Raw genomic sequence first — 4580 nt, forward strand, 5'->3', positions numbered from 1 at the left:
CTTAGGATTTTAGGATGGTTGTTCTGGGGAAGTTAAATTTTCCAATCAGGTACTTGGCCAAATATTTCTTGTCCTGACCTAGATGTTCGTGGCAAGCCATGTAGAAACTCACTATCTACAGGTTGCGTTTTTAGATCAAAACTTCCTCTATGTTGGTAGATCTCATAAAAAGACACACCGTCAGTTCTCCCTTCTAGCGCAGCTATAACAGCATGCTTAACGCCGCTGGAACAACGTAACCCAAAAGTAATATCTTTGAGAGCCAATGGTGAATCTTGAATCCCTCGTTTACTCAATAGACGCCATTCTTCTTCGTAACTCCATGGCAGAGCTTTCCGTAAAAGTACATTTTTATCGAGTTCCTCCCTGTAGTCATTCCGCCCCTCCACAATTGCTTTTAATATTAAGCTTGTATGAATAATTCTATTTCCACCGTAAGTTACTTTATGGAGGTTGGGCTTGGGAGTTCGATTTAAATCATACCCTACACAAATCCCATGGTGCTGATCCCCGTAATGGCTCCAAAGTAAAGGGTTTAAATCAGACGAAGAGAAACAACAAATCCCTCTATCGTATTCCTTTAGAAGTTCTCTCTGTATCGCAAAAGTCAGCAAGTTACATTCCGCTTCATATTGGCCATTAGTATAATCAGGGTTAGTTGCGTGATATCTAATGTCCTCTAACTCGCGTTCTACATACTGTTCAACAACACTTAAAGCATGTAAATGTGCACTTTTCCCTTCTAAATTAGCCTTTTTCAACGAAGCTAATGTCTCAGACTCAACTCGTTTCTCTAACTGTCTACGATAAATTAAGCGTAATTCATCAAGGTTAGAGTCAGACTCTACACATGGTTGGCAGTCTAAAGGATCGTTGAAAGCAGCAGGATCAGAGAAAAATAATTGGTCAAGACATAGAGCCTCTAAGCTCAATTCACTAAACTTTTGGTACCTGTATACTTTCTTGGGGGGCTCCAACATAAGTAAACCTCTATTAGTCGTTAAGATACATACGTTACCACACTGAACTTATCTATCATTGCCGAATCATCAATAAAATCAAGATCATATTAACCATATGTTACCCATAACATGGAGTTAATTATGCTCAAAATAACCAATCTTCAACAAATCATAACCCTACCAACCACTACAACTCTGCAAGAACAAATCAAATCCATACTCACCGAACCATTTCGCGATGAAACAGAAACCCAACAGGCATGGGATGAGCTGCAATGTGAGCTCTGGTTCCTCACCTCAATTAATGAGCTAAACGCTGTCGTCGTCGACGATATCGAACTACTGAAACGAGCTCTAACCTATACCGAATTCGAAGATGATCTAGATTACGGAGCTTCTATATCCCTAAGTATTGTCGAGGACAGTGGTAAGGGGCTCTACCTACTGATGCCTAAGACACTCCGCACTGAATTACACCAGCATTTCTCAATCTCTGATGAGTAAGGGGGACTAATGCAATCACGTAAGTTCAAATTTAATAAACGCCAACTTGATTCACTCCCGCCGACGCCGTCGACAAGTCGAAGTAAAGAAACGGAGTATACGGATGAGCTCTGTAGCGGCCTGAAAATAATTATCAACAGACAAGGAAGGAAGCGCTTCTTATTCAGATACACCTATTTCGGGAAAAAGAAATCGTTACAAATTGGTGAATACCCTGCGCTAGATATCAACACTGCTAGACAGATAGCCAATGACCACAAGCGAGATATAGCACTAGGCAATGACCCCAAGGCTATGAGGGATGAGAAGTCTAATGTACTCTCGTTTCAAGAGTTTGCGGAAGAACACTACTTACCCTATGCCCGAATGAACAAACTCACTGCTAAGAATGATGTCGGTAACTTGAAGCTTCATTTCTATCCCAAATGGGGCAAGAAAAGCATCACCGATATCAACCAACAAGATATTCAAAAGCTACTCGATGGAGTTTTAGAAACAAGGAAACCATCCACGGTGAACAGATTGCGCTCCCTAGTCCTTAGAATGTTCAGATTAGCAATGGAGTGGGGATTCGTGGACAAGAATCCGGGACAGTACATAAGAAAGCTCAAGGAGAATAATTTAAGAAACAGATTCCTGAACCGCAAAGAGGTTTCATCCTTCATCAAGGCATGTAACGAGGAACCCAATCGCACCCAAGGGAATGCCTTAAAATTCGCCCTGCTTACTGGGATGCGCATAGGTGAAATTACTAATTCTAAGTGGGATTGCCTTACCGTCGACGACGACGGCAATTGGAGCCTATTTCTTCCCCACACAAAATCGGGGTTATCAAGGACGGTTTTACTCAATAATTTAGCTAAGGAGGTAATACATGACCAACGACGATTTCAGATACGTAAGAACCCCTATATCTTTGCCGGAGATGCACCCGGTAGACCTATCGCACATCCAAAGAAGGCATTCGCTCGAATCAAGAAAGCAGCAGGTATATATGATGACTTCCGCATTCATGACCTCAGGCATAGCTTTGCTTCAATTTTAATCAACAGTGGTAACGCTACGCTCTATGATGTTCAGCATTTATTGGGACATCAGAGCCCTCAAACTTCGACTAGGTATGCTCATTTGGCTAGCTCTAGGTTGAGAGAGGTAAGTGCTAATGTTTCAGAGTTGGTCGGGGATGTGAGTAACTGAGCAATAACAATAGGACAATATAAAAAGGTCATTCTCAACTTAAACGGATAGTGACCTTAGTTACAGTTATATGTGTGGGTACATAAATACTTATAATATGTTATGTAAATACATGCACATTTAGTAGTACAATCGACTCTCAAACTTTTGGAATATAAGAAATTAACTTCCACATATGACTTGTCACAAGGAGACGGAGGCAACTCTATGAATATCCAAAAAATCGAAGTCAAGGGCTTTAAAAGTATTGCTAATCTAGCCCTAGATGAAGTGTCACCTTTTTTAGTTTTTGCCGGGCCCAATGGAGCCGGGAAAAGTAATTTAACAGACTCCCTTGCCTTTATAAGTGCAGTAGTAAGGAAGGGAGCTGTGCAGGCAGTACGAGAGTTTGGTGGTTTTAATCAAATCCACTGTTTTAAGTTTCGTAAAGAACAGAGAACAACTATTACATTTGCAATTACGATTGAAATTGATGGTTCTATATATGATTACAACTTAAAAATTCGCAATCTCAACAAGGCTCCTGATATCGCTGAGAGCTTAAAAATAGACCAATATATTGTAATAGATAGAAAATTTAACTCAGAGACAAAAATAGCATTTAAAGGAGGCACTGAACTCCAATCTCTTCCTAATTATCCACAAGAAATGACTTCTTTAATGATCTTAAGTCATATACCTTTGTATCAATTTTTAACTAATATACAAGTGTTTAGAATAGATCCGTTGTCTGCAAAAGAACCGGATAGCTCGACAGCAGAAGCTTCAGCTCTCGACTCACATGGTAAAAATGTAGCAACAATGCTTTCACAGCTTGAAAGAGACGATAATTTTAGAGAGCAAGTTTTAGAGTGGGTAGAACTAATTGTTCCAGGAATGGAAAATGTTTCAACTGAGAAGCAACGTTTAGATGGATCAACTGTAATCACTTTCAAAGAAGAAGGTACTAAAGCTAGATTTCCAGCCAAGTTGATTTCTGATGGCACAATTTATGCTCTTTGTATATTAACAGCAGTGTTGAGTAGATCGAATGAGTTAGGTCTAACGATAATTGAAGAACCCGAACGAGGTATTCACCCTAAAGCTATTGGGGAGATCGTTCATTTGATGAGAGAAAATGCCACCATAGAGCACCCTATATTTCTAACAACTCATAGTGAATCAATTGTAAGAAATCTAGAAACTCATGAACTCTGTTTTATTAGTAAGTTGGATGGTAAAACTAGAATACAAAAAGCAATTGATTCAGGAATAGATAAAAATAAAATTCCTTTAGATACAGCTTGGCTTACTAATTTGTTTGACGGGGGGTTACCGTGGTAAGAGTTGGCTTTATTGTTGAAGGAAACAGCGAAAAAATAATTGTTGAGTCTGATGGGTTTAGAGCTTTTTTACATGAAAATGGATACGAGCTTGTGAGCCCCGTAGTTGATGCACAAGGTGGAGGTAATTTATTACCACACAACATAGAAGTATATCTAGATGTACTTAGAGGAAAAGAACTACAACATATTTTTATTCTGACAGATTTAGAAGATGAGCCTGTTGTAGATGATGTTAGAGAGCGTGTTGAACACAACGATATTTCGTTTTCTTTCATTGCAGTAAAAGCCTTGGAAGCATGGTATTTGGCGGACTCTCAAGCTATGAATTCTTGGCTTAAAATTACAGATTTTCATGAGCAATATCCAGAGAACACTCCAAGCAAACCTTGGGATAGGCTCAAAGAGATCGCACTTGAGCAAGGGAAACCTGGGCCAGGAAGCAAGGTAACATTTGCTAAAAAAATTGTAAAACGTCACAATTTTACTGTGCAAAGTGCTTCTCAGCATGAAAACTGTAATAGTGCTAAAGAGTTAGTTGATTATTTTATCGAATGATGTAGCTATCCTCATCTCACCATCCTAAAATCCTAAG

At 39.4% G+C, this 4580-nt stretch carries 5 protein-coding genes; 4 read left to right on the forward strand and 1 reads right to left on the reverse strand.

The features are described from left to right. Positions 1-32: 32 nt before the first annotated feature. Complete coding sequence (locus AB4517_RS22470; RefSeq protein ID WP_010434590.1) at positions 33-980, reverse strand: DUF2971 domain-containing protein; 948 nt, start codon at positions 978-980, stop codon at positions 33-35. 123 nt (positions 981-1103) lie between these two features. Between AB4517_RS22470 and AB4517_RS22475 the strand changes: the two genes are divergently transcribed. The 4 genes from AB4517_RS22475 to AB4517_RS22490 all read left to right on the forward strand — a co-directional run bounded on the left by AB4517_RS22475 (position 1104) and on the right by AB4517_RS22490 (position 4543). Then, a complete protein-coding gene (locus tag AB4517_RS22475; protein ID WP_108118509.1) occupies positions 1104-1466 on the forward strand; it encodes a hypothetical protein in 363 nt (120 codons plus the stop codon). Positions 1467-1475: 9 nt separating this feature from the next. Beyond that, positions 1476-2663: a tyrosine-type recombinase/integrase gene (locus AB4517_RS22480; protein ID WP_372150069.1), complete on the forward strand. Its 1188-nt coding sequence runs from the start codon at positions 1476-1478 to the stop codon at positions 2661-2663. Positions 2664-2870: 207 nt separating this feature from the next. Further along, positions 2871-3986 (forward strand): AAA family ATPase, encoded by a 1116-nt coding sequence (locus tag AB4517_RS22485; protein ID WP_372150072.1) that lies wholly within the window; start codon positions 2871-2873, stop codon positions 3984-3986. Next, positions 3980-4543 (forward strand): hypothetical protein, encoded by a 564-nt coding sequence (locus tag AB4517_RS22490; protein WP_372150075.1) that lies wholly within the window; start codon positions 3980-3982, stop codon positions 4541-4543. The genes AB4517_RS22485 and AB4517_RS22490 overlap by 7 nt, the downstream gene beginning before the upstream one ends. The last annotated feature ends 37 nt before the right edge of the window (positions 4544-4580 follow it).

Origin of the sequence: Vibrio sp. 10N.222.52.C3 (assembly GCF_041474195.1) — a bacterium.
GTDB classification, from domain to species: Bacteria; Pseudomonadota; Gammaproteobacteria; order Enterobacterales; family Vibrionaceae; genus Vibrio; species Vibrio crassostreae_C.